21 protein-coding genes are annotated in these 21819 nt (G+C 39.2%); 3 read left to right on the top strand and 18 right to left on the bottom strand.

The features are described from left to right. Positions 1-207: 207 nt before the first annotated feature. From AC1D0Y_RS09465 to AC1D0Y_RS09435, 7 genes are read right to left on the bottom strand one after another with little or no spacing between them, the layout of a single operon-like run. Positions 208-1197, bottom strand: a complete 990-nt coding sequence (locus tag AC1D0Y_RS09465) for a bifunctional biotin--[acetyl-CoA-carboxylase] synthetase/biotin operon repressor (RefSeq protein ID WP_028407962.1) — start codon at positions 1195-1197, stop codon at positions 208-210. Then, entirely contained in the window at positions 1182-2375 is a 1194-nt protein-coding gene (locus tag AC1D0Y_RS09460; RefSeq protein ID WP_477707521.1) for a CCA tRNA nucleotidyltransferase, read from the bottom strand. Before AC1D0Y_RS09460 ends, AC1D0Y_RS09465 begins: the two co-directional genes overlap by 16 nt. Positions 2376-2390: 15 nt before the next feature. Next, positions 2391-3518 (bottom strand): N-acetyl-alpha-D-glucosaminyl L-malate synthase BshA, encoded by a 1128-nt coding sequence (gene bshA, locus AC1D0Y_RS09455; protein WP_028407960.1) that lies wholly within the window; start codon positions 3516-3518, stop codon positions 2391-2393. Beyond that, positions 3519-4229, bottom strand: coding sequence for a bacillithiol biosynthesis deacetylase BshB1 (gene bshB1 / locus AC1D0Y_RS09450; protein ID WP_102813967.1), 711 nt, complete (start codon positions 4227-4229; stop codon positions 3519-3521). A 10-nt stretch (positions 4230-4239) separates the two neighbouring features. Continuing rightward, a complete protein-coding gene (mgsA, locus tag AC1D0Y_RS09445; RefSeq protein ID WP_013056092.1) occupies positions 4240-4638 on the bottom strand; it encodes a methylglyoxal synthase in 399 nt (132 codons plus the stop codon). 12 nt (positions 4639-4650) lie between these two features. Beyond that, positions 4651-5451 (bottom strand): 4-hydroxy-tetrahydrodipicolinate reductase, encoded by an 801-nt coding sequence (gene dapB / locus AC1D0Y_RS09440; RefSeq protein ID WP_060745786.1) that lies wholly within the window; start codon positions 5449-5451, stop codon positions 4651-4653. Between the two features lie 13 nt (positions 5452-5464). Beyond that, a complete protein-coding gene (locus AC1D0Y_RS09435) occupies positions 5465-5794 on the bottom strand; it encodes a nucleotide pyrophosphohydrolase (protein ID WP_013056090.1) in 330 nt (109 codons plus the stop codon). Positions 5795-6106: 312 nt separating this feature from the next. On the opposite strand from AC1D0Y_RS09435, the gene AC1D0Y_RS09430 reads away from it, so the two are divergent. Then, positions 6107-6973, top strand: coding sequence for a YitT family protein (locus tag AC1D0Y_RS09430; protein ID WP_013056089.1), 867 nt, complete (start codon positions 6107-6109; stop codon positions 6971-6973). A gap of 29 nt (positions 6974-7002) precedes the next feature. On the opposite strand, the gene AC1D0Y_RS09425 is transcribed toward AC1D0Y_RS09430, so the two are convergent. The 4 genes from AC1D0Y_RS09425 to AC1D0Y_RS09410 all read right to left on the bottom strand — a co-directional run bounded on the left by AC1D0Y_RS09425 (position 7003) and on the right by AC1D0Y_RS09410 (position 10232). Then, on the bottom strand, positions 7003-7680 hold the full coding sequence (locus tag AC1D0Y_RS09425) for a zinc metallopeptidase (RefSeq protein WP_013056088.1): 678 nt from the start codon (positions 7678-7680) through the stop codon (positions 7003-7005). Between the two features lie 64 nt (positions 7681-7744). After that, entirely contained in the window at positions 7745-8521 is a 777-nt protein-coding gene (locus AC1D0Y_RS09420; protein ID WP_060745785.1) for a sporulation protein YpjB, read from the bottom strand. Positions 8522-8605: 84 nt separating this feature from the next. After that, on the bottom strand, positions 8606-9622 hold the full coding sequence (locus tag AC1D0Y_RS09415) for a CAP domain-containing protein (protein ID WP_477707520.1): 1017 nt from the start codon (positions 9620-9622) through the stop codon (positions 8606-8608). 190 nt (positions 9623-9812) lie between these two features. Next, entirely contained in the window at positions 9813-10232 is a 420-nt protein-coding gene (locus tag AC1D0Y_RS09410; RefSeq protein WP_013056085.1) for a CBS domain-containing protein, read from the bottom strand. 185 nt (positions 10233-10417) lie between these two features. On the opposite strand from AC1D0Y_RS09410, the gene AC1D0Y_RS09405 reads away from it, so the two are divergent. After that, positions 10418-10777, top strand: coding sequence for a YugN family protein (locus AC1D0Y_RS09405; RefSeq protein WP_013056084.1), 360 nt, complete (start codon positions 10418-10420; stop codon positions 10775-10777). 36 nt (positions 10778-10813) lie between these two features. On the opposite strand, the gene ctaG is transcribed toward AC1D0Y_RS09405, so the two are convergent. From ctaG to cyoE, 6 genes are all read right to left on the bottom strand, one after another. Continuing rightward, complete coding sequence (gene ctaG / locus AC1D0Y_RS09400) at positions 10814-11752, bottom strand: cytochrome c oxidase assembly factor CtaG (protein WP_063611553.1); 939 nt, start codon at positions 11750-11752, stop codon at positions 10814-10816. A 57-nt stretch (positions 11753-11809) separates the two neighbouring features. Continuing rightward, positions 11810-12142 (bottom strand): cytochrome c oxidase subunit IVB, encoded by a 333-nt coding sequence (ctaF, locus tag AC1D0Y_RS09395; RefSeq protein ID WP_028407956.1) that lies wholly within the window; start codon positions 12140-12142, stop codon positions 11810-11812. A gap of 4 nt (positions 12143-12146) precedes the next feature. Next, positions 12147-12767, bottom strand: a complete 621-nt coding sequence (gene ctaE, locus AC1D0Y_RS09390; protein ID WP_013056081.1) for a cytochrome c oxidase subunit III — start codon at positions 12765-12767, stop codon at positions 12147-12149. Then, the gene (ctaD, locus tag AC1D0Y_RS09385) at positions 12767-14632 is read right to left on the bottom strand and encodes a cytochrome c oxidase subunit I (protein WP_013082312.1); all 1866 of its coding nucleotides are present in this window, start codon (positions 14630-14632) and stop codon (positions 12767-12769) included. Before ctaD ends, ctaE begins: the two co-directional genes overlap by 1 nt. A 34-nt stretch (positions 14633-14666) precedes the next feature. Further along, positions 14667-15722, bottom strand: a complete 1056-nt coding sequence (gene coxB, locus AC1D0Y_RS09380) for a cytochrome c oxidase subunit II (protein ID WP_028407955.1) — start codon at positions 15720-15722, stop codon at positions 14667-14669. A 137-nt stretch (positions 15723-15859) separates the two neighbouring features. Then, positions 15860-16798, bottom strand: coding sequence for a heme o synthase (gene cyoE, locus AC1D0Y_RS09375; RefSeq protein ID WP_060745783.1), 939 nt, complete (start codon positions 16796-16798; stop codon positions 15860-15862). A gap of 504 nt (positions 16799-17302) precedes the next feature. Here cyoE and AC1D0Y_RS09370 point away from each other — a divergent pair. Then, positions 17303-18205 (top strand): COX15/CtaA family protein, encoded by a 903-nt coding sequence (locus tag AC1D0Y_RS09370; protein WP_098332291.1) that lies wholly within the window; start codon positions 17303-17305, stop codon positions 18203-18205. Positions 18206-18244: 39 nt separating this feature from the next. Here AC1D0Y_RS09370 and pyc read toward each other — a convergent pair whose 3' ends face one another. Further along, the gene (gene pyc, locus AC1D0Y_RS09365; RefSeq protein ID WP_477707519.1) at positions 18245-21694 is read right to left on the bottom strand and encodes a pyruvate carboxylase; all 3450 of its coding nucleotides are present in this window, start codon (positions 21692-21694) and stop codon (positions 18245-18247) included. Positions 21695-21819: the final 125 nt, after the last annotated feature.

Below are 21819 nucleotides of genomic sequence, written 5' to 3'. Positions count from 1 at the left end.
TAAAAGGAAGAAGGACTTTGACAGACTTCATCTATAAAAAGCACACTTTACCTAATGTGCTTACCTACGCGTCATCCCTCTGTCCTAGTCCTTAATGGATCAAGGCAGATTTATTGTCGTATTAAAAATAAAAAACGAGTATCAAGTGAAGTTCTTGCGATACTACCTTGATACTCGTATTATAATAAAAATTTCTTTATTTTTCTACTATTTTTTAGCAGAGAGCTCAATATCTGCAGAATGAATTCGGTGTATAACTCCTTTATCATCTTCAATCAATAAAACACCTTCATCTGTTATACCTTTTGCAAAGCCTTCAATGTTGGCTGTCATCGTGCGTGCTATAATTCGCTTGCCAATACTGATCGCATATGTTTCCCAAAGAACTTTAATTAAACCAAAGCCATTTTTTAAGTATTCTTCGTAAAGGGTTTCTAACTTTAAGAAAAACGCTTGCATCAAAGCTGCACGATTAATTTCTTCACCTTTTTCAATACGTAAAGATGTGGCAATGTGTTTGATTTGTTCATTAAAATCCGTTTCCTGCTGATTCACATTGATGCCGATTCCAATGATGACCGAATGAATCCGGTCAAAATCAGCCTGCATTTCTGTTAAAATCCCAACTAGCTTCTTCCCATTTAATAAAACATCATTAGGCCATTTAATGTCTGGAGAAAGGTTCGTCACTTCTTGAATGGCCTGTACAACAGCCACTGCTGATAGTAGAGTCAGCTGAGGAGCCTGTTGCGGAGGGATAGAAGGACGCAGTATAATACTCATCCAGGCACCAGTATATTTTGGGGAATACCACGCTCTATCAAGTCTTCCTCTCCCTGCCGTTTGCTCTTCAGCAACTACAACCGTTCCTTCTTTTGCTCCTTCTTGAGCAATTCGATGAGCAATTTTTTGAGTAGAATGTACACTTTCCTCATAATGAATATACTGACCGATTTTTGTTGTTTGGAGCCCTAATAAAAGCTCGTTGCTGCTTACTTTGTTCGGCTTCCCTACAATGCGATAGCCTTTTTTACGAACAGCTTCAAGTTCATAGCCGTCTTTTCGCAGCTCTTCGATATGCTTCCATACAGCTGTTCTTGAACAGCCTAATAAATCGCTGATCTTTTGGCCGGAGACATAGTCCCCATCTGCGTTCGTAAACATTTCAAGCAGCGTTCTTCTTATATCTGACTGCAAGACTGCACCCACTTTCTTATTGAAGATTTCGTGTTCATTAACTCATTGTATAGAACTTTCTCCTCAATTTCTTTTAACAGTTGAGACACCCATGGACCACCCTTTTTACCTGTCCACACTAAAAGATCTTGACCATTTATATCTAAATCTTTTAAAGAATGAATAGGCAGCTCGCTATAGATGTAAAGAAGCTCATGTTCATTCATATGCTCATTGCTTCGAAGAAGTTGTAAAATACGATTCACGCTTACGCTGGCCTGCTCTCCAATTGTATACATGATGCGTTTTGACCATCCATTTTCCAAAACGTCTTGAAGACCAATAGACTGAAGCTGAATATCTTTAATTTGCTTATTAGATAATTTCCAGCTTTTAAAAAATGCCTGCTTGTCTTGAATGTCGAGTAGATGTACCAGAAGTGTCCATGACTCCGATACTCGCTGAAGCATCATCCAATCGTGTGCACAAACAGATCGGAATTTTTGCGGATCTACATTCAATTGGGGCAAGTAGCGATACAGCTCCGTATCTGCTACAAGTGCTAATGCTAAAGACGGACGCTTTCCGCTCAGCATTTTTTCGAATTCAACTGTAATACGTTCAATAGAAACATGCCTCAGCAGTTCACCGTATTGCTGAATGGCTCTTTTAGTTTGATCAGACAGCGAAAAAGCCAGCTGACTGACAAAGCGAACGGCTCTCATCATACGAAGAGCATCTTCATGAAAGCGTTCTTTAGCATTTCCAACAGTGCGAATTAACTGGTTTCGCAAATCTTCTCTTCCATTAAATGGATCAATAATTTCCCCTTTTGCATTCATAGCCATTGCATTGATTGTAAAATCGCGACGCTGCAAATCTTCTATAAGAGACGAAATAAACGTAACGGACGAGGGACGACGAAAATCATCATATTCTCCCTCAGAGCGAAAAGTGGTTACCTCATAGGTCTCGTTCTCATGGACAACGACAACCGTACCATGCTCGATTCCTACATGAATCGTCTTAGGAAAGAGTTCCATCACTTGTTCAGGCCTAGCTGACGTAGCGATATCAATATCTCCAATCGTCCGATTTAAAATGAGATCCCGGACCGCTCCTCCAACAAAATACGCTTCGTAACCGGCTGTCTCCAGTTTTTCAATAATATAAAGCGGATGAATGAACGGTTCTTTCATAACGTCCTCCATTCTTCAACCCTGTACCAATTTATAATAAAGTTTTTCATATTGACTCACAATCTCTGTTGAATGAAATTTATGATTAACTGCGCTTAGAGACGCTTCCCTCATTTGGTGATGCAGCTGTTCATTTTCAAGTAGCTGAATTGCTTTGCTCGCTGCCTCTTCGACGTCTCCCACTTCGCAAATATATCCTGTTTTTTCGTGTTCAATTACTTCAGGAATTCCGCCTGTATTTGTTCCGATGCATGGAACACCGCAAGCCATAGCTTCTAAAAGTACAAGCCCAAAGCTCTCTTTTTCAGATAATAACAATTTTAAATCGCTAATCGAATATAATTCTGCTACATTTTCTTGTTTCCCAAGAAATAACACAGAATCTTGAAGATTTAGCTCTCTTACTAATTGAGACACAACCGTCATTTCAGGGCCGTCTCCTACAAGCAGCAGCTTAGACTGAAGCTTTTTATTAATAATAGCAAATGTTTTGACTATATCTGTAACTCGTTTGACTTGACGAAAGTTTGAAATATGAATAACGACTTTTTCATTTTCTAATATGCCATACTCCGCTTTTAAATACTGAACTTCTTTTTTATGATAAACTCGTTCATCAATAAAATTATACATCGTTTCAATTTCTTTATCTGGACTAATTAAATGGTGAGTTTGATCAACAAGTGACTGAGATACAGCCGTCACTGCATCTGATTTCTCAATTCCAAATTTAATTAAATCTTTTAACGACGGATCCTCTCCTAGAACCGTAATATCTGTCCCATGAAGAGTCGTCACAATTTTCACTTCGTGCTCCACCATTTGTTTAGCTAAAATCCCGCAAACGGCGTGGGGGATTGCATAGTGCGTATGAATAATGTCAAGCTTTTCTCTTTTAGCCACTTCAGCCATTTTACTGGATAAAGCAAGATCATACGGAGGGTATTTAAAGACGGAGTACTGATTTACATCTACTTCGTGAAAATAAATATTTGGATATACTTTCGTCAATCTAAAAGGCATGCTAGAGGAAATAAAATGAATTTCGTGCCCCTTTTCAGCCAGCAGCTTCCCTAGCTCCGTTGCTACCACTCCTGAACCTCCAACGGAAGCATAACATGTAATACCAATTTTTAACTTCATTTATTTTCCACCTACTAAATCGTCGTACATCAAAATCGGTTTTTTAGATAAAAAACCTTCACCGTATGCTACCCCGACTTCTTTGCCAAATAATCGCTCTCTGCTCTCTACCGTTTCAATATATCCGTTTACCAGCGGCGTATCAAACGTATCTGCTGTTTTTATAAATTGACTTTCATAAGCCTCTAGACTAGCTACTTTCTTTTGAAACGTGCTTGATACATCTACAATAAAATCTGGCTTATGAAATCCATTTATCATATAGAAATAAAGAGACTCAGCACGATGAGCTTTTTGCTTTTTATAATCGATATAATTTTTAACGCCAGCGGAAAACATAGCCTCTTCTACAAGCCTTGCACAATTTCCATGATCAGGATGACGATCTTCGAAGTAAGGAGCAAATATAATCCTTGGTTGATACGTGCGAATAACTGATGCAATTTCAGCTATATACTCTGCCTTTAAAACCAAACCTCTGTCTGGCAAATGCAGATGAATTCGCTCATGAACACCTAAGACATCAGCAGCTTTGGACGCTTCTTGTTTTCGAATTTCAACCGTTCCATTTGAAGAAAGTTCAGCTTGCGTCAAATCGCAAATAACTACCTTCAAACCTTGTTCACTCATTCTTGCAATGGTTCCACCCATGCCGATTTCTACATCATCGGCATGAGCACCAAAGGCAAGGATATCTATTGTTTCTTTCATTATCTTCACCCTATTTTTTTATAATTGAACGCCAATGCAAATCGCCTCGTTCAAGTCCATGAATTAAAATCTCTGCTGTTCCCATATTCGTTGCAAGAGGAACCGCATAGACGTCACAGAGACGCATCAGAGCTGAAATATCAGGTTCATGAGGCTGAGCTGTTAATGGATCGCGGAAAAAAATAACCATATCCATTTCATTTTGAGCAATTAAAGCTCCTATCTCCTGATCTCCTCCAAGAGGTCCTGATTGAAAGCGGTGAACCTTCAAACCTGTTGCTTCTGAAATACGCGTTCCTGTTGTTCCTGTTGCGAACAGCGAATGTTCCTGTAAAATCGCTTGATAGGCTGTTGTGAATTGTACCATATCATTTTTCTTTTTATCATGTGCAATTAAGGCGATTTTCATTTTTCTCGCTCCTTAGTCAATAATATTTTCTAACCCATATACAAGTGTGTCTACGTTCATAACTGTGTCAACAGCTAGCTTCACACCTGACATAAAAGAAGCACGGTTGTATGAATCATGACGGATTTTTAATGTTTGTCCAAATCCTCCGAACATCACTTCTTGGTGAGCAATCAGTCCCGGCAAACGTACGCTATGTAGGCGGATTCCTTCATAATCTGCACCGCGTGCGCCCTCTAGCAATTCTTTTTCCTCAGGATGACCTTGTTTTTTTGCTTCACGAACTTCACTGATAAGCTCCGCTGTTTTTAAGCCTGTTCCTGATGGTGCATCTAACTTTTGATCGTGATGCATTTCAATAATTTCAACATCATCAAAGTATTTAGCTGCCATTTGTGAAAACTTCATCATTAAAATAGCGCCAATCGCAAAATTAGGTGCAATGATACAGCCAAGTTCCTTCTCTTCAGCAAGCTGCTTTAATTCTTTTAAATCTTCTTCTGAAAAGCCAGTTGTTCCTACAACAGGTCTTACTCCATATGTTAGGGCTGTTTTAGTATGAACGCGCCCAATTTCAGGTGTTGTCAAATCAACTAAAACATCTGCCTTAACGTCTTCAAAACATTTTTCAATATCCGTGTAGATTGGCGCTTCTACATTTGGCATTCCTTCAATATCACTTATGTATTTTCCTTCATTGATACGATCTACCGCTGCTACTAATTCAAAATGCTCTGTTTCTTCTATTAATAATACAGCTTCTTTTCCCATACGACCTCTTGGTCCTGCAAGTACAATTCGAATTTTGTCCATTGTTTTTCTCTCCTTAGTCTTCTTTTTTCGTCCAGCGATCTTTGTCACGCGTATTAAATTTATTCATAACGCGATCATGCGCTTCTTGTAAATCAATATTTAATGAATTTGCAAAGCAAATTAATACAAATAAAATGTCGCCCATTTCTTCTTCGACCGTACGTTCTGCTTCAGTCGTTTTCTTCGGCTTTTCACCATAATAGTGGTTAATTTCGCGCGATAATTCGCCCACTTCTTCCGACATTCGCGCAAGCATAGCAAGAGGACTAAAATATCCTTCTTTAAATTGGCTAATATATGCATCAACTTCTTGCTGCATTTGCTCCATCGTTTTTTTTGACATCTTTTTATTTCACCTCTTTTAGAAGTACACTCAGCTTACTATTATAACATCTTTACTTCAAATTATTTAGTGTAATTACTTCTTCTTACCAAGCCTTTGTCAGATGCTCTTTCACAATATTCCTCACGTTTCCCTTAATTCTCAAAAATCTGTCTATATTTTACGAATTGAGGATACTACTAATACATAGCACTAGAAGAAACATCATCACTTTTTACTATTTTCAAAAATCTTTTCGATAGTTATTTACGAAATGAAATATATTCCTTTATGATAAGGTAGTGCAAAAACGGTCATAGGAGGTTTGTAAGTATGAAAGGTCTCAGATTTAAAAATATTATTTTTATACTGCTTGGTGCTGCCATATTTGCGTTTGGACTTGTTAATTTTAACATGCAAAACAATTTAGCTGAAGGTGGATTCACAGGCATTACCCTGCTTTTATTTTTCTTATTTAACATTGATCCTTCTTATTCTAACTTAGTGTTAAATATTCCTTTGTTTTTTGTAGGGTGGAAACTATTAGGGAGAACAGCATTTATTTATACCATGCTCGGAGTCGTCAGCTTATCGCTATTTTTATGGATATTCCAGCGCTTCCCGGTGAATATGCCCCTGCGTCATGATATGACTCTAGCAGCTCTTTTTGCCGGTGTTTTTATTGGAGTGGGCCTTGGCATTATTTTCAGGTTTGGAGGAACAACTGGAGGAGTCGATATCATCGCACGTGTTGTTCAAAAATATATCGGGTGGAATATGGGGAAAACGATGTTTCTTTTTGACTTTATTGTGATTAGTGCATCTCTCATTTATTTATCCTACCGAGAAGCTATGTACACACTTGTTGCAGTCTTTGTCGCTGCACGGGTTATTGACTTTATGCAAGACGGCGCGTATGCCGCTAAAGGAGCAACGATCATTTCAAATCATAACGAAGCCATATCGGATAAAATTATGAAAGAAATGGATCGAGGCGTGACGATTTTAAAAGGCCAAGGTTCTTTTTCTAAGCAAGATACCAACGTGCTATACTGCGTGGTTAGTAAAAATGAAATTTTCCGTTTAAAGCAAGTTATTACTTCTGTAGATCCACACGCATTCGTTGCAGTTACGGATGTTCATGATGTCTTAGGCGAAGGCTTTACCCTTGATGAAAATAAAAAACCGCTTGAAAGATAAAAAAATACCGCTAATGCGGTATTTTTTTATTAGTCGTCGTTATTCATTCCTGTATAAATCATGATTAAACGAACCAGCTCAAGAACTGCTACTGCTGCAGCTGCTACGTATGTTAAAGCCGCTGCGTTAAGCACTTTGCGCGTTTCGCGCTCTTCGTCATTTCGAATCGCTCCGACTGAGACGATTTGCGTCATCGCTCGGCTTGAAGCGTTAAATTCAACAGGCAGTGTTACAACTTGGAATACGACCGCTGCTGCCATGAAGATAATACCTAACAATAGCAACGGCTTAATCGACGCGATAATTCCAATCATAATTAAAATCCAAGAAGCGTTTGATCCAAGGCTTGCCACCGGCACAAGCGAGTGGCGAAGACGTAAAAACGAATAGTTTTCTTTGTCTTGAATCGCGTGTCCCACTTCGTGAGCCGCAACGGCAGCGCCTGCGACAGACGTTCCGTAATAGTTGTCTTCTGACAAACGAATGACTTTTGAACGAGGATCATAGTGATCTGATAAAAATCCGCCTACAGGCTCTACGTGAACGTTGTACAACCCGTTTTCATCCAAAATTTTTCTTGCTACTTCTGCGCCTGTCATTCCTGATGAGTTGCTTACTTGTGAATATTTTTTGTAAGCACTTCTCACCTTAAACTGTGCCCAAATTGGCACAAGGATAATAATGAGAAAATAAATCAAAAAGCTCATTTACCCACACCTTTCATTATGTGTTTGACTACTCTTTTATTTTAGACAATTCTGCGCTTTTACGTCAATCATTACGCCCTCTAGCTGACTTTCTTTTCTGATCAGCGAAATATTTTCGCGCTCCTACATAAAAAAGTGTAGCAATAATAATACTTCCGGTGGTAATTGTAACCCAAATAAAAGACGGGTCTGTACGATTTTCTTTTACTTGTTCAAAAAAATCTTTCAAGTTTTGTTCCATTTGGTTAAACTGCTCATCGTTAATCTCACTTAGCGTTCCTTCAGTTTGTAAAAAGTGAACGTCCGCGCTCACACGCTGTACGTAGGGAGACGACACGTCTACCTGCGCGCTCGGTAAGATCATATCATATTCCTTCAAAAATTGCTTAAGCTGCGCTTCATAAGCCGCTTGTTCTCCTTTTACCGCTTCATTTCGCATCTCTTTAAATGTTGCTAGCATACTGCCTTCAAGCTCAGTCCACATAGGCTGATGCTTGCTGTGCAGCGCATCGACTAATAATCGAAATTGAGTAGCTTTTTGAAGACGTTCTTCATCACTGGAATCAGAAGATAAAAGAGACCTTTCTACCTGTTCATAACAAAGAGTTAAAATACGTATATCTTCGGCCGATACGCCCAAAGAAGCTGTATTGAGACTGGTAAATTCATTCGAAAAGTTTCTGAACAAATGTTGGGCTGCTTTATACTCCTTTTGCTCTACAAGCGATAGCGTTTGATCAGATAAGTTATCAAGCTTTTCCCACGGCCCTTCAGCTGCATGTACAGTAGTCGTATATGCAAAGAAAAGTACGAGCAATATTCCTACTATTCTTCCTTTCATTCTCGTCCCTCCTCTAACCTCTACTAAAACTTATGAGAAAGAGGACAAGAGTAGACCTATTTTCAAAAGGAAGTTTTAAACTTACTATTCATTCATGGGAGTGATAAAGTTTTGCGTATAATATTTCTCATATACACCTACACCAAGACGCGTAAACTCTTTATTGAGTAAAGCCTTACGATGTCCCTCACTATTAAGCCACCCTTCAACAGCAGCGATTCCATCCTGATAATTCGAGGCAATATTTTCGCCCGCGATATGGTATACTACATCACCTTTTTGCAGACGGTTGCCTAAATCACCTTGTGCTGGTGAAACGTGAGAGAAATAGTTTAAGTCGCTCATTTCTTTGCTGTGTAAATAAGCTACTCCGGCAGTGGCTTCGTCCCAAGCTAAAGGTGACAGCTGAAACCGGTCTCGAATTACATTTGTAATATCGATAATTTGCTGCTCTTCTCCTTCTTGGACACTTTTCCACTCCTCCGATGTCAATGACGGAGCTGTGGGAAGCTCGCCGCGATAAACAATTTCGTATGGACGCTGTTTTAATAGCGTGTCCATGTCCATAATTCGAATACTTGAGATTGTATTAAGGAACTGATCAAAATATAGTTGGACGTATACATCTCCATATTTAATAATGGGACGCATTTTCATATCCTCTTCACTCAGACGAAATCGGTATTCATTTCCGTCTTTTTGAAGCGTGAGTTCGGATGGAAGTGAAACTCTTTTTTCTACTTCCTCTCGCTTCTCACCAATCTCAAAAGGATCTGTATTTGTTTTTGAGCCAATGACGTATACAGATACGACTTGATTATTTTCTACTCCTACCTGCGCATACGTTTGACGATTCTTTTTGTAAATCCACCAGTCATAGCCATATGCAGAAGAATCAATACGATCCGGCTCTCCAAGCATTCCAATTAACTGTTCTGAATGATCTCCAATGAGTCTCATCATATTTTCACTTTGTTTTTCATAAGAAGCCACTTCTTGTGTGGGCTGACTTTTGGAATCCGTTTGGTTTTGCTCACTATTTTGACCCGTTAGATATTTTTCTAGCTGAGGTAAATAATCCTCCGCGTATACAAATGCCACTATTAATACGAGAATAAAAATAACTTTTTTCAGCTTTTCTTCCTCTCCTTACACCTGTTTTCTTTACCTGTTTAACTTATTTTTATCTCTATTATACATGCATTCAAAAAAAAATAGCTATCGGTATGAAGGAAACAAAAGAAAAAGCCAACTATTTACGAGTATACTGCAAACAGTTGACTTTCGCTTTTTAATGCGTTTGTTGTGAAATGTCTGAGAGCGCTTCTCCTGCACGTTCATTTGCATAGCGAAACGTTGATAAATCACCTAGCGATACAATCCCTACTAGCTTTTGATTTTCCACAACGGGAAGACGACGGATTTGATGTTGAGCCATAAGCTTAGAAGCTTCTTCTACAGAGGCTTCCGCTGTAATAGTTATAAGCTCTTCACTCATAACATCCGTTACTTTACTTGAATTCGGCTTCTTTTCTGCAATGCCTTTTATAACTAAGTCTCGATCTGTAATCATTCCTACTAGCTGATCTCTATCGACAATTGGAATTGCTCCTACATTCCATTCCTTCATTTTCACTGCTACTTCATATACGTTATCAAGCGTGGTGCATGTTTCCGTATCAGCTGTCATTACCTCTTGTACAGTTTTCATTGTTTTATCCTCCTTTACATCGTGTGCTCGTTTTATAGTGTGACCAACTTTTTAGTAAACTTTCGTATTTAAAACGTTTAAATAAAAATAGATAACGTTTACATTTTTCTTTATTAGATATTGCAAGTTTTATCCATTCGGCTTATGATTTAATTGGGGTATATCTGTTTTGGGAGGGAGTTCATATGAAATTTGAATATGCAAAATTTGATTCATTAAAGGTTGATTTAGATTTATTAGATGAGATTATGCATCAATTTGGTCTGGTCCGCGCCGGACAATGGGATTATGAACGCGTCACGTACGATCGAAAATTCGAGTTTCAGCGAGATACCTTCTATTTGCGAGTCCAAGGACATGCTATTTCAGGCGACGTAGGGGGCAGGCATGCTGTTATTCATCTTATGACACCTCTACTGGGCAAACATTATTATCCTCACGGTGTAGAATATGGAGACGGCGAATATTTTCCGCCATCCCTTGTAGAACAGTGTGAAAAGATATTAACACAAATCAAATCACAGCTTGAAACCGTTCAGCTATAGAATTAGAAAAAGCGCAGTAATTACACTGCGCTTTTTTTAATTCAAAGGAGGAGTAGATGGAATCTCCTTTGCTTTTATATCTTGACGTTCACTAAAATCAGGCATGTACGTATCTTTCTCTCGTTCTTTTCGAGCCCACTGAAAAAAAATAAAGCCTAAAACCGTTCCATACACAATTTCTTGAATGATCTTCATAATAACGCCGCCTAGCTGCTGATCTTCCACGGGCGGCAGCGTATTAAACATCTCGGGAGCAAGCTGTCCTAAACTTGCAATCATAGAAGGCGGTACACAAAGGGAAAGAGCTTGTACCCAAGCGCTTGAGTCTGTATACGTTGCATATAAAGAATGATTTGCAAAAATAATTAACGCGCACGCTGGAGTAAGGAGTACGCCATCTGCAAAAATATAGCCAAGCTTTTTTAAAGAACTTAGCGTTTGTTCTTCTTCTAGCTGATTAACGAGTGGCCACCACATGCAAAATGCAGCGATAAATAATACAACACTCACAATTCCGTGGAGCATCATATCCGTTTTAATAAAATCAAAAAGCAGCGGAATATGATACAAAGAAAATAACCCATTGAATAACAGTAGCGCAATTAAGGGCTTTGTAAAGAATTTAAAAATAGGTTTAACCCCTCTTACATAAATAACAGAACGAGCTAACCACGGCGGAATTCCTAAAATAAAAAGCGGAGGAATCATCAAGTAAACGATTGCCATTTGCGTCATATGAGCACTAAACATAAAGTGCCCTAGTAAATCTACAGGTCCTCCTTTACATATATATAAAAGAACCATGCTAATAACAAAATACGCTTTTGTTTTTCTGTTTACGGCCACCGCTCCTATAAAATTCTCTCTCCATCTCCCAACGATGAAAAAATACAATACGGTCACCAGACAAATGGTTAAAAAATAATAAGGACTCCAAAGTGCTTCAAAACCAAACATCTGCAAATTGTTAATCAACGTCTATTCCTCCTTCTACAGATGATGAAAAGGACTGGCGCATGCCAGCCCTTCTCTTTACCACCAAATAATGGTTACAAAAGCTAAAATGGTTAAAAGAGCTACCAATACGCCTGAATACAAGAAAAATGCTGGTATGGTATGTCCTTTGTGGTTCATATGCATGAAATAATAAAGTTGAAAGATGACTTGAACAACGGCCAAGAGCACAATCACCGGCATAATGTACCATCCGCTAAACTCTTGATAAACCGCAAAAAAAGCAATTAGCGTTAGAAACAACATCATCGCAAAAGAAATAACTTGCATCTTCATATCTTCTGCGTTTCTTTTTTTACGATAATCTAAATTGAGCCTTGGGTTATCTGAGTTTGATTGATTTGTCGTCATCAGCTTATCCCACCATTCCCATTAAATATACAACCGTGAAAATAAAGACCCACACAACATCGATAAAGTGCCAGTATAAACTTGCGACATAATATTTAGGAGCGTTATATAAGTTTAACCCCCGCTTCGCATTTCGAATCATCAAAGAACCAATCCAAAGCAATCCGAACGTTACGTGAGCTCCGTGTGTCCCAACCAGCGCGTAGAAAGAAGAACCGAATGCGCTGCTTGTAAACGTATGGCCTTCATGAACATAATGCCTGAACTCATAAATTTCTAGCCCTAAAAACGCTAAACCTAAAAGCCACGTAACGCCTAACCATAGCTGCATCTTTTTAAATTCAAAATTTTTCATATGATACATAGCATATACGCTTGTTAGTGAACTTGTTAATAAAATCATGGTGGCTGCAAAAACAAGCTTAATATCAAACAATTCTTCTGGCTTAGGTCCTGACATCGTTGAATTACGTAAAGCTAAATAAGTAGCAAAAAGTGAAGCAAACAAAACCGTCTCTCCGCCTAAAAAGAGCCAAAAGCCAGTAAATTTATTTTTCCCTTCAAGCGTTGCTTTTTCAGGCGAAGCAGGGAAAGTTTCAGCAGTTAGCTTTTGTTCAGTCTCCATTACATCTTCGCCTCCTTGTCATCATCAACTAAGTCTTCTTTGTGAATATGAAAGCCGTGATCATCAATCCATGAACGGAAGAACATCGATAAAAACATGACGATCATTCCGATAATCCCTACAATATCTCCCCACGCATGATCATTTCGATACAAAAAGCCAATCCCTGCAATAAACATTCCAAGCGATATCATAAATGGAATAAACGACGAGTTTGGCATATGAATATCACCAAGAGGTTCGGCTGGCGTCATTTCTTTATTTCCTGCCATTTTTTCAATCCAATATGCATCTAACCCGCGTACAAGCGGTGTTTGTTTAAAGTTATACTCTGGAGGCGGAGATGAAATAGCCCATTCTAATGTACGTCCGTCTCCCCAAGGGTCTCCTCCTACCTTTTGTCCTTTGGCAGTTGTTTTTATAATATTAACCAGTAAAATGAGCGTAGCAACCGCCATGAAAGCAGCTCCTGATGAACTGATTGCATTCCCAAGGTCGAGACCTTGATTAGGCAAGAACGTCCATACGCGGCGAGGCATCCCCATTAGGCCTAAGAAATGCTGAATAAAGAACGTTAAATGGAAACCAATCAAAAAGAGCCAAAACGTTGCTTTGCTTAACTTTTCATCTAACATCTTCCCAAACATTTTTGGCCACCAGTATGTGACACCTGCTAATATAGCGTATACGACACCGCCTACGATAACGTAATGGAAGTGAGCAACGATAAAATAAGAATCTTGAAATTGATAATCTGCAGGTGCTACAGCTGCCATAACTCCTGTTACTCCCCCGATAACAAATGATGGAATAAAGGCGACAGCATACAGCATTGGAGAAGTAAACTCAATACTTCCTCCCCAAAGCGTAAACAGCCAGTTGAAAATTTTAATTCCAGTTGGAACGGCTATAGCCATCGTAGCGACAGCAAAAATGGCATTTGCAATTGGACCAAGTCCGGTTGTGAACATGTGGTGAGCCCACACCATGAACCCTAAAAATCCGATTAATACGGTGGCAAAAACCATCGACGAGTACCCGAATAATCTCTTTCTTGAAAAAGTAGGTAAAATTTCAGAGAAAACACCAAACGCTGGAAGAATTAAAATATATACTTCCGGATGACCGAATATCCAGAAAAGATGTTCCCAGATAATGGTGTTCCCACCCATTGTGGCGTCAAAAAAGTTTCCCCCGAATAAGCGGTCAAAAATCATTAAAAACAATCCAACCGTTAGTGCTGGAAACGCAAACAAAATAAGAGCTGATGCAACAAACGTCGTCCACGTAAACAGCGGCATACGCATATAAGTCATACCTGGCGCCCTCATGTTAATGATGGTCACGAGAAAGTTGATACCTGAAATCAATGTCCCGGCTCCGGAAATCTGCAAACCTATCGCATAAAAATCAATTCCGTGACCAGGTGATGCAATAGACAGCGAAGCATATGATGTCCAACCTGCATCAGGTGCTCCTCCTAAAAACCAGCTTAGATTTAAAAAGAGTCCCCCAAAGGCAAACAACCAAAAACCTAACAAATTTAAAAATGGAAATGCTACATCTCGAGCTCCAATTTGCAGTGGAACAACTGCATTCATCATGGCAAAAAGAAGCGGCATTGCGGCTAAGAAAATCATTGTTGTTCCATGCATTGTTAAAATTTCGTTATACGTTCCTGCACTGACAAAGTCATTGCTTGGTATAGCCAGCTGAATACGTATAAATAGCGCTTCCACTCCTCCGACTAGAAAAAAGATACCGCCGGCAATTAAATAAAGAATGGCGATTTTCTTATGGTCAACGGTTGTCATAAAGTCCCAAATTGTTCCACCTACACCCTTCTTTTGACTGAGTGTACTCATCGCTAAACCTCCCCTTTTAAAAACGACTGGACGTTTATTTTTCTTTTAAACTCATTAAATAGTCTGCTAGCTCATTCACTTGTTCATCTGTTAAGTCAGGATATGTACCACTCATCTTATTACCCGGCTTAACTTTTTCAGGGTCTTTTAACCATTTTTTGATATTTTCCTTGTTGTGAGGAAGCACTCCAGCTACACGCTCACGTTCAGAAAAACCGGCTAAGTTTGGTGCTTGACGGGCTTGCTCTGGACGATTATCTTTAACGTCAACAGCATGACATCCGATACAGCTTTCATTAAAGACCTCTTGACCAGCTTTTGCGGATGCTGTTTCTACATCAGGCTTTGCTTTTTTCAAATCTTTTGCCCACGTATCAAATTCACCGCTTGATACAGCCCGTACTTTAAAGTCCATAAGAGAATGAGATGGACCGCAAAGCTCAGCACATTTTCCGTAGAAAACCCCGTTAGCTTCCTTCGATTTTTCAGAATCAAACACTAGCCAGAATTTATTATCATTTTCTGTGTTAGCATCGAGCTTTCCTCCAACTGAAGGAATCCAGAATGAGTGCTTGACGTCGGAAGCTTTAATATTAAAGTAGACTTTTTTATCCGTTGGAACAACTAGATCTTGCGATGTAATAATTTTTTGATTAGGATACTCAAATTCCCACCAGTACAAGTTAGCTCGCACATTTACTACGACAGCATCTTTGTCCTTCATTCCTTTTACATCCGCTAGCTTAAATGTTGAGATGACCGTTGGAACAGTCAAAATAATCAGCAGCAAGATAGGAATCACTGTCCATATAATTTCTAACTTTCTGCTCCCCTCTACTTGCTTTGGAATCACATTTTCTTCGCCTTTGCGACGACGAAAGCGCAGAATAACAAATATAAAGATAATGGTGACAACAATAATAACTAAAACCATGATGGCTGTACTAAGCAGCATAAGCGAATATTGTTCTTCAGCTACCTCACCTGCAGGTTTAAGTGTTGACAAAAACGGTTTTCCACAGGCCGATAACACGAATGCAAGCAGCGTAAATAACGACAAAACACGAAAGTTCAATCGCCATTTTTTCATACCATTCCCCAACCTCTCTTTCATTGACGTGATTTCATCTATGCCCTCTTGAGCATAAAACTTATTCCTTCTATAATGAATTCTACATGTAGAAGAAATCCCCCTTGTGCAGTGTCGCATTCAGTGAAAGATTTTATCTAGGCAAAAAGCGTTGCGACAATCATTGAGACAAATAAAATAGTTAAATAGTTTAGTGAGTAGACAAACATCATGCTAGCCCACTTTGTGTCTTCTTGTTTATTGTATTGAGCAAATCCTAAAAATAGCCATCCTATGTTTAAAACAGTGGCCAAAATTAGAAATGGAGTGCCTAATTCGTATAAATAAAGAGGTAATGGCAACAAACAAGCAATCCAAATGAGAATCTGTCGTTTTGTCAGCTCAAATCCGTGTACAACAGGCAACATAGGGATTCCCGCTGCCCGGTATTCTTCACATCTTCGCATAGCAAGAGCTAGAAAATGAGGCGGCTGCCAAATAAACATGATTAGAAATAATACCCAAGCTACTACATGTAAATTGGGATCGATAGCGGCCCATCCAATTAAAGGCGGAACAGCGCCTGATATACTTCCGATTACTGTATTAATTGTGTATAGTCTTTTGGACCACATGGTGTAAAGAACTACATATGTAAGTATTCCTGCTAATCCGATGAGAGCGGCTACGGAAGAAACAACTAGTAGCATAAGCAAGCCGGTTAACGTAAAACCGATTCCAATCCCAAGGACCGTCAAAGGTGCAAAACTCCCTGTCACTGTAGGTCGTCCCTTTGTTCGTTCCATTAGAGGGTCAATGTCACGATCTATGTAATTGTTCAAACTGCATGAACCGGCGATGATAAGTGAAGAACCTATTAAAGTAAAAAATGCTTTATCCAGGTTTTCTAAGAAGTGTTGTTCGTTGAAGAAAAGAGCTAGCCAAAAACCAGTAAAGGTGGTGATGAAATTTGAGTTGACTATTCCAATTTTAATCGTAGCTAAAAAATCTGACCAAACGGAACTATTTTCGCTTACATGAGCTGTGTTAGGCGATGCAGAAAGCGTTGAATCTTCCACCATTTTTGAATCTTCCATGGCGCTTCCTCCTTTACTCATCCACAGACTTTTATCTAGTAAATAAAGAGTCTATCAATGAAGGCGTTTTCAACATAATTTTACAAAAATCTCCTCTTTGTTCACAAAGAAGTCATATTCCTCTCACCAAAGCTACTTAAAAGCTTCACATGTAAACGATAAAATAGTAGAGAAATATCTATTTCTCATGTTTATTAAACCATATTTTGCCGTTACTTTGTGAAGAATTCATGAAAAAAATATGGATTTTTTTTGTCATGAGCTAAATGCATGTCCCTGTCACTTGTTAAAAGATATTTGTGCAAGTAAAATAGTTTTCTGTACGGTACCTTTTACATATCTGCAGAGTCAAACTCATGAACAAACCTTACACTTTCTACCATTATAACAAATTCAATCAAGTTTATGGAGAATAAATGAAATTTATGTTTAATATACAAAAAGATTAGGATAAATTGTTTAGCTCGTTATATTACTTACTTTGCTTTTAGGATGGTGATTATTGTGCGACTTGGATTAAAATTTTTATCCGTTGTGACGAGCATGGCCATGTTACTTATTCTGCTTGGCGGTGCCCTTGTCACGAAAACTGGTTCAGCAGACGGGTGCGGAGATTCTTGGCCTCTGTGTAATGGACAGCTCATTCCCGACCCTTTAACATTTGAAACCGTTGTTGAACTAAGCCACCGCTTAGTTTCTGGCGTGTCGGGCTTTCTTGTGCTCGCTTTATGCGTATGGGCATGGATTTCACTAGGACATATAAAAGAAGTTAGACCTTTAGCGTTTATCTCTTTTTTCTTCCTAGTACTGCAAGCATTAATTGGAGCTGCCGCTGTTATGTGGGGGCAATCAGACGCAGTGCTTGCTCTTCATTTTGGTATTTCCCTTATTTCGTTTGCTTCTGTGCTGCTGTTAACACTTATTATCTTTGAAGTGGATCAAAAGCTCGACTCAACTAATATACAGCTAGGCTCTAAAATGAAAAAACACATTTACGGGGTTATCTTATACACGTATGCCGTTGTGTACACGGGCGCGCTTGTTCGCCATAAAGAAGCTAGCTTGGCTTGTCCAGACGTTCCATTTTGTTCAAACGGAAACGGTTGGCTACCTGTTGATTTGAATCAGTGGATTCAAATGGGACATCGATTCGCTGCTGTTTTAACGTTTGTATGGATATTAGCTGCCTTTATCCATGCAGTTAAATATTATCGCCATCAAAAAAATATTTTTTACGGATGGTTAGCCGCTCTCGTTCTAGTTATTTTTCAGGCGGTTTCCGGTATGCTTGTTGTTGTCACACGTCTGCAGCTAGAGCTCGCGCTTGCTCATTCTTTAATTATCTCTTTCCTATTCGGTGTATTAAGCTACTTAACCTTACTTGCAACGCGTCATACACATAATTGATCAAAAAAGGTACGAGCTCAGAGCTCGTACCTTTTTTGATTAGCTTTCTAATTCAATTAATAAATCTCCCGGCTGGATGCCATCTCCATTCGACACATGTACTTGTTTAATCACGCCGTCAAATGGTGCTTGCACGGTTGTTTCCATTTTCATTGCTTCTGTGATCATTAAGTGATCACCTTTTGAGACTTTATCGCCTTTTTCTACTACTACTCGAATAACGGTTCCAGGCATTGAAGCGCCGATGTGGGCCGGATTTGCTTGGTCGGCTTTTTGTTTTGCCGTAACGGTTGTTTTGACACTTTCGTCTTTAATCACGACTTCACGAGGCTGACCGTTCAATTCAAAGTATACCGCTCGCGTACCGTCTGCCTGCGGTTCTCCAATGGATACAAGGCGGACAATTAAGGTTTTTCCTTTTTCAATCTCAATTTCAACCTCTTCTCCTAAACGCATGCCGTATAGGAAAGTCGGGGTATCAAGAACAGAAATGTCCCCGTATTGTTCGACTGCTTTGTGATAATCCATAAATACTTTTGGATACAGCGCATAAGCAATGGCATCAAAACTCGTTACTTGACGATTTAAGTCTTTAAACAGCTTTTCTTTCACTGCATCAAAGTCCACATCTTCTAACAGTTCTCCAGGACGAACTGTAATAGGTTTTCTGCCTTTTAGAATGATGCGCTGAAGCTCTTTAGGGAATCCCCCGTGAGGCTGTCCTAAATACCCTTCAAACAATTCAATAACTGAATCCGGGAAGTCAAGCGTTTCACCGCGCTCAAACAGCGTTTCTTCTGTCAAGTTGTTTTGGACCATAAACAATGCCATATCTCCAACTACTTTTGATGATGGCGTAACTTTTACAATATCACCAAATAACAAATTCACGCGTGAATACATATCTTTTACTTCATCCCAGCGGTTTCCTAAACCAACTGCTTTTGCTTGTTGCTGTAAGTTGCTATATTGACCGCCTGGCATTTCATGCTCGTACACTTCCGTATGAGGAGCGTTCATGCCGCTTTCGAAGTCTTGGTAATATTTTCGCACGTCTTCCCAATAGTACGAAAGCTGTTCTAGATTTTTAATATCCAGATTTGGTCTGCGGTCCGCACCTTCTAATGCGTAATAAAGAGAGTTAGCACTTGGCTGAGACGTTAAGCCTGCCATTGAGCTTACGGCTACGTCTACAATGTCTACGCCTGCTTCAATTGCTTTTGCATACGTGTATACACCGTTTCCGCTTGTATCATGCGTATGAAGGTGGATTGGAATTTCAACCGTTTCTTTTAGAGCCGATACTAAATCATAAGCTGCCTGTGGTTTTAAAAGACCCGCCATATCTTTAATACCCAGAATATGTGCTCCAGACTGCTCAAGCTCTTTTGCTAAGTTCTTGTAGTAATCCAAATCATACTTACGGCGCGTCGGATCTAAAATATCACCTGTATAACACATCGCTGCTTCTGCAATCTTTCCTGTTTGACGAACAGAGTCAATTGCAAGAGTCATTCCTTGCACCCAGTTTAAGCTGTCAAAGATACGGAAAACATCAATACCTGCATAAGCTGATTTTTCAACAAATTCCTTAATTACATTATCAGGATAGTTTTTATATCCAACCGCATTTGACGCGCGAAGAAGCATTTGGAAAAGAACGTTTGGCGCTTGTTGACGTAAAGTAAGCAAGCGATCCCACGGATCTTCTTTTAAGAATCGATAAGCAACATCAAACGTTGCTCCCCCCCACATTTCCATAGAAAATAAATCTGGAAGCAAGCGTGCAGTTGGGTTAGCTACTTGTCTTAAGTCGTTTGTACGAATACGCGTTGCTAAAAGAGACTGATGGCCATCACGGAAGGTTGTATCCGTTAATAGTACTTCCTTGCGTTCTTTCACCCAATTTACTAGCCCTTCAGCGCCTTTTTCATCTAAAATCTGCTTTGTTCCGTTTTGAATTGGTTTGCTTATATCCACACTAGGAACGCGCGGTTTCGTAAAGATCGGCTTTTTCTTTTCCGATACACCTGGGAATCCGTTTACCGTAACATTCCCAATGTATGTAAGCATTTTAGTTCCGCGGTCTTTTCGCTTCGGAAAAACAAAAAGTTCAGGCGTTGTGTCAATAAATGATGTATCATAAGCACCTGTTAAGAACTTATCATGCTTCACTACATTTTCAAGAAACGGAATATTTGTTTTAATTCCACGAATACGAAATTCTTTTAAATTCCGTACCATTTTTGATGCGGCTTGATCGAATGTTAATGCCCATGTTGTTACTTTTACTAACAGTGAATCATAATAAGGCGTAATTACAGCACCTTGGAAGCTGTTTCCCGTATCTAAGCGTACGCCAAAACCGCCACCAGAACGATAAGCCATAATCTTACCCGTATCCGGCATAAAATTGTTTAACGGATCTTCTGTCGTTACACGAGATTGAATCGCATATCCATGTACGTGAATTTGATCTTGTGCAGGAATGGATACTTCCTTGCTGTGAAGCGCATAGCCGTCTGCAATTAAAATTTGCGATTGAACGATATCGATACCTGTAATCATTTCAGTAATTGTGTGCTCTACTTGAACACGTGGATTTACTTCAATAAAATAAAAATCGTTTCCTGATACTAAAAATTCTACTGTACCAGCATTTATGTACTGCACTTTTTCCATCAGCTGCACAGCTGCTTCACAAATGCGGAGACGTAAGTCTTCATCTATAGAAACACTTGGTGCTACTTCTACCACTTTTTGGTGACGACGCTGCACAGAACAGTCGCGTTCATAAAGATGCACAACATTTCCTTGTTCATCACCTAAAATTTGCACTTCAATATGTTTTGGATTTTCAACTAGTTTCTCGACATACACTTCATCATTACCAAAAGCCGCTTTTGCTTCTGATTTGGCACGGTCATAAGATTCACTTAGGCTGTCTGCATCGCGAACGATACGCATGCCTCGACCGCCTCCGCCCAAAGCAGCTTTGATCATTAGAGGATATCCATGCTGATTAGCAAATTCTTTTGCTTCGTCAATTGAATCAATAGGACCATCCGTACCAGGAATAACGGGAATATCTGCTTGAATAGCCTGGTGACGTGCTTTTACTTTATCTCCAAACATATCAAGATGCTTGGATTTTGGACCAATAAAAATAATGCCTTCTTCTTCGCAACGTTTCGCAAATTGGATATTTTCTGACAAAAAACCATAGCCAGGGTGAATAGCATCTACATCATGAGACTTAGCAATGTCGATGATGCCTTCTATATCCAAATAAGCATCAATCGGTTTTTTCTCCGCTCCTACTAAATAGGCTTCATCCGCTTTGTAACGGTGATAAGAACCTGCGTCTTCCTTAGAATAAATCGCAACAGTCCGAATATTCAGTTCAGTACATGCTCGAAATACACGAATCGCAATTTCTCCTCGGTTTGCTACTAATACTTTTTTGATTTTTTTAGTTACAAAACTCATGTTGCTAATCTCCTCTCAATTTCGTATAAACTTCAATATATAGCAAAATTAGATAAAAGAAAAGCAAAAATCAATGGAAAATGATAAAATTCCAATAAATTTTTGCTTTTTTTACACAATTTTTT

It is taken from the genome of Priestia sp. P1_B12_1 (assembly GCF_056406695.1).
Note: the sequence above shows the minus strand (reverse complement) of the source record. Positions and strands in the feature narration are given on the sequence as shown.

Bases quoted from the DNA above. Each gene is read 5' to 3' on its own strand.
- AC1D0Y_RS09460 (WP_477707521.1), bottom strand. From the start codon at position 2,375: ATGAAAGAACCGTTCATTCATCCGCTTTATATTATTGAAAAACTGGAG.
- bshA (WP_028407960.1), bottom strand. From the start codon at position 3,518: ATGAAGTTAAAAATTGGTATTACATGTTATGCTTCCGTTGGAGGTTCA.
- bshB1 (WP_102813967.1), bottom strand. From the start codon at position 4,229: ATGAAAGAAACAATAGATATCCTTGCCTTTGGTGCTCATGCCGATGAT.
- mgsA (WP_013056092.1), bottom strand. From the start codon at position 4,638: ATGAAAATCGCCTTAATTGCACATGATAAAAAGAAAAATGATATGGTA.
- dapB (WP_060745786.1), bottom strand. From the start codon at position 5,451: ATGGACAAAATTCGAATTGTACTTGCAGGACCAAGAGGTCGTATGGGA.
- AC1D0Y_RS09435 (WP_013056090.1), bottom strand. From the start codon at position 5,794: ATGTCAAAAAAAACGATGGAGCAAATGCAGCAAGAAGTTGATGCATAT.
- AC1D0Y_RS09430 (WP_013056089.1), top strand. From the start codon at position 6,107: ATGAAAGGTCTCAGATTTAAAAATATTATTTTTATACTGCTTGGTGCT.
- AC1D0Y_RS09425 (WP_013056088.1), bottom strand. From the start codon at position 7,680: ATGAGCTTTTTGATTTATTTTCTCATTATTATCCTTGTGCCAATTTGG.
- AC1D0Y_RS09420 (WP_060745785.1), bottom strand. From the start codon at position 8,521: ATGAAAGGAAGAATAGTAGGAATATTGCTCGTACTTTTCTTTGCATAT.
- AC1D0Y_RS09410 (WP_013056085.1), bottom strand. From the start codon at position 10,232: ATGAAAACTGTACAAGAGGTAATGACAGCTGATACGGAAACATGCACC.
- AC1D0Y_RS09405 (WP_013056084.1), top strand. From the start codon at position 10,418: ATGAAATTTGAATATGCAAAATTTGATTCATTAAAGGTTGATTTAGAT.
- ctaF (WP_028407956.1), bottom strand. From the start codon at position 12,142: ATGACGACAAATCAATCAAACTCAGATAACCCAAGGCTCAATTTAGAT.
- ctaE (WP_013056081.1), bottom strand. From the start codon at position 12,767: ATGGAGACTGAACAAAAGCTAACTGCTGAAACTTTCCCTGCTTCGCCT.
- ctaD (WP_013082312.1), bottom strand. From the start codon at position 14,632: ATGAGTACACTCAGTCAAAAGAAGGGTGTAGGTGGAACAATTTGGGAC.
- coxB (WP_028407955.1), bottom strand. From the start codon at position 15,722: ATGAAAAAATGGCGATTGAACTTTCGTGTTTTGTCGTTATTTACGCTG.
- cyoE (WP_060745783.1), bottom strand. From the start codon at position 16,798: ATGGAAGATTCAAAAATGGTGGAAGATTCAACGCTTTCTGCATCGCCT.
- pyc (WP_477707519.1), bottom strand. From the start codon at position 21,694: ATGAGTTTTGTAACTAAAAAAATCAAAAAAGTATTAGTAGCAAACCGA.